The sequence below is a fragment of the Solicola agrisoli genome (genome assembly GCF_049059935.1).
Classification (GTDB): Bacteria; Actinomycetota; Actinomycetes; order Propionibacteriales; family Nocardioidaceae; genus JAURVT01.
Genome location: NZ_JBMGQR010000141.1, coordinates 1 through 2,911 on the forward strand (window position 1 = coordinate 1; position 2,911 = coordinate 2,911).

3 protein-coding genes and 1 riboswitch are annotated in these 2,911 nt (G+C 72.0%); all 3 genes read left to right on the top strand.

Features of this window, described 5'->3' with window-relative positions:
* A partial coding sequence (locus ACI6PP_RS23060) for a cysteine desulfurase family protein (protein ID WP_421114092.1) occupies nt 1-793 on the top strand: 793 nt, incomplete at its 5' end.
* Between the two features lie 102 nt (nt 794-895).
* Nucleotides 896-1,045: riboswitch (cyclic di-AMP (ydaO/yuaA leader) on the top strand.
* A gap of 30 nt (nt 1,046-1,075) precedes the next feature.
* Complete coding sequence (locus ACI6PP_RS23065; RefSeq protein ID WP_421114094.1) at nt 1,076-1,540, top strand: C40 family peptidase; 465 nt, start codon at nt 1,076-1,078, stop codon at nt 1,538-1,540.
* Between the two features lie 69 nt (nt 1,541-1,609).
* Nucleotides 1,610-2,617, top strand: coding sequence for a DUF3048 domain-containing protein (locus ACI6PP_RS23070; RefSeq protein WP_421114095.1), 1,008 nt, complete (start codon nt 1,610-1,612; stop codon nt 2,615-2,617).
* Nucleotides 2,618-2,911 lie beyond the last annotated feature (294 nt).

Genomic DNA, 2,911 nt, shown 5'->3' on the forward strand with positions numbered 1-2,911 from the left:
CCCCGACGACGTCGCGGCCGCCCTGCGCGACGACACCACGCTGTGCACGGTGATGACCGCCAGCAACGAGGTGGGCACCGTGCAGCCCGTCGCCGAGATCGCCGCGGTCGCGCGCGACCGCGGCGTGCCGTTCCACACCGACGCCGTGCAGGCCGCCGGGGCGGTCGACCTCGACGTGCGTGCGCTCGGCGTGGACACCCTCGCGATCTCCGGGCACAAGCTGGGTGCCCCCAAGGGCGTCGGGGCGCTCTACGTCCGGCGCGGCGTGCGGCTGGAGCCGCTGGTGCACGGGGGAGGACAGGAGCGGGGCCGCCGATCGGGCACCGAGGACGTCGCCGGCGCCGTCGGCCTGGCCCGCGCGCTCGAGCTCGCGACCGCCGCCGACCACGTCGCGCAGGCCGCCGCGAGGGACGCCTTCGTCGCGACTGTGCTCGATGTCTCACCCGGGGCGTTCCTCACCGGGCACCCGAGCCGTCGTCTACCCTCCCACGCGTCCTTCTGCGTGCCGGGCACGTCGGGGGAGGCGGTGCTGCTCCGCCTGGAGGAGCAGCACGGGGTGGTCGCGTCGGCCGGATCGGCCTGTGCCGCCGGGAGCGACGAGCCGTCCGCGGTGCTGCTCGCGTGCGGGATCGACCCCGACGTGGCCCGGACCGCGATCCGATTCTCGTTTCCCGATCTCCGCCAGGTGGATGAGGCCCGTGAGATCGGATTCGCCGTGGGGCGGGCGGTCGGCGTCGTCGCCTCGTCAACTGCCTCTACCCCACTCGTCCACGACACGCCATCTGGGGTTTGATTTCTCGTCGAGTCGACGCTTATATTCCTCCCGGCCCTACGGCCACCCCCACAACCTCATAGCGCGCACCGGCCTTCGCCTAGTCCTGCCACCGGTGTCGCGTCCCCGTCATCGACGACAACCCGGCAGGAGCGGAGGACCCACCGAAATCCGCCCGGAAAGTTCCGGGCTCGGGGTGCAGTCCTTTCACAGGACGGGGCACTCTTTCGCCCTAACCCGACAGCTCACTTCGTAGGCGTGGAGAGGGACACACCCATGCTCGCGAATCTTCGCTGGCGGTCAGTGCTTGCGCTGCCGCTCGTCCTGGCCGTCGCACTCGGCCTCATGGTCTTCACGGCCAACCACTCCGACGCCGCGGCCAAGAAGGCCGCCCAGCGCAACGCCAAGGTCGTCAAGGCCGTCAAGGTGGCCAAGAAGCAGATCGGCGACCCGTACCGCCGCGGCGGCACCGGCCCCAACGGCTTCGACTGCTCCGGCCTCACGCAGTACTCGTTCAAGAAGGCCGGGATCAACATCCCCCGCACCAGCGGCTCGCAGTCCAACGCGCTCCGCAAGATCTCGAAGTCGAAGATGAAGCGCGGCGACCTGATCTACTTCACCCGCGGTGGCCGCGTCTACCACGCCGCGATCTACCTGGGGAAGAAGAACGGGCACAAGATCATGCTCCACTCGTCGCGCCCGGGCACCCCGGTCCGCGTCAACCGGATCTTCAGCGACAGCTACCAGGTGCGCACGCTGCGTCTCTGACGCGCGACACGAACACCACTTGCGGCGCCGGTACCCCTCGGGGTGCCGGCGCTGCTGCATGCTGGGCCGATGCGTCTCGCACCGGTCGTGCCCGCCCTCGCCGTGCTCGCGCTGGTCGCCGGCTGCAGCGGGTCGGGCATCCCCGTGGCCTCCTCGTCCTCGGCCCCCGTCGCGACGACGCCCGCGGCCGTGTCGGCGCCGTCCCCCCTCACGGGGCTGCCGATGGACCGGCTGCCCCAGCACCCCGTCTACGTCGTGAAGATCGACAACACCCAGGCCGCGCGTCCCCAGGTGGGGGTCATCCACGCCGACGTCGTCGTCGAGGAGCTCGTCGAGGGAGGCCTGACCCGCCTGGCGGCCTTCTTCTACTCCAAGACGCCCGACGCGATCGGCCCGGTGCGGTCGATGCGGGCCACCGACGTGGCGATCGCGCGCCCGGCCGAGGCCACCGTCATCGCCTCGGGCGGGGCGCCGGCCACGATCGCGCTCGTCGAACGGGCCGGGATCCCCGTCATCAGCGAGGACACCGGTCAGCTGGACGTGCTCGTCAAGGCCGCCGACCGTCGGGCGCCGTACAACCGGATCCTCGACCTTCGACCCGTGGCCGACGCCGCCGACGACGTCCCGTCGGTCAAGCCGTACCTGCCGTTCGGTGCGGCCGACTCCCAGCCGGGCACCGATCCCGCGACCGCGTTCACGGTCCGCTTCGGCGCGGGCGCCGGGACGCGGTGGGCGCTGCAGGGCACGCGGTACCGCCGCCAGAACGGCCTCGCCGCACCGGGCAAGGAGTTCAAGGCCGACAACGTCCTGGTGCTGAAGGCGCCCGTGCAGTCGGCCGGCTACGCCGACGTCGCCGGGAACGACGTGCCCGAGACCGTGCTCGAGGGCAAGGGCGAGGCGACCCTGTTCCACGACGGGCAGATGGTCGAGGGCCGCTGGCGCAAGTCGTCGGCCTCGTCCCGGCTGCGCCTGGAGACCACCGACGGCGCCCCGCTCGAGGTCCCCGCCGGCCGTACCTGGATCGAGCTCGTCCCGGAGTCCACCGGGTCGGTCTCGGTGACCGATCCCGCGCAGTAGGGGCCTGGGTGGCTGCGCCTTCGGGTGCGGCGCCGCCGTGGTGCTCGCCGACGCGCACCTACGGGCGAGGTCGGCGCGGCCTGGGCGCCGCGGCCGGGTGCGGGTCTCGGTGGGTGGACGGTTCTCCACCACTGGCACCATCAGTCACACCGACCGTGGCAAAGGGTCGCTTCGCACGGTGAATTCACCACGGTCAGCGCCTGTTTGCCGTGGTTCGTGGGTGCTAAGCCAGCCCGCCGGCCTGGCGGAGGCTGACCAGGATCGTGCCGATGACGACCTCGACCTCGGCGCTGG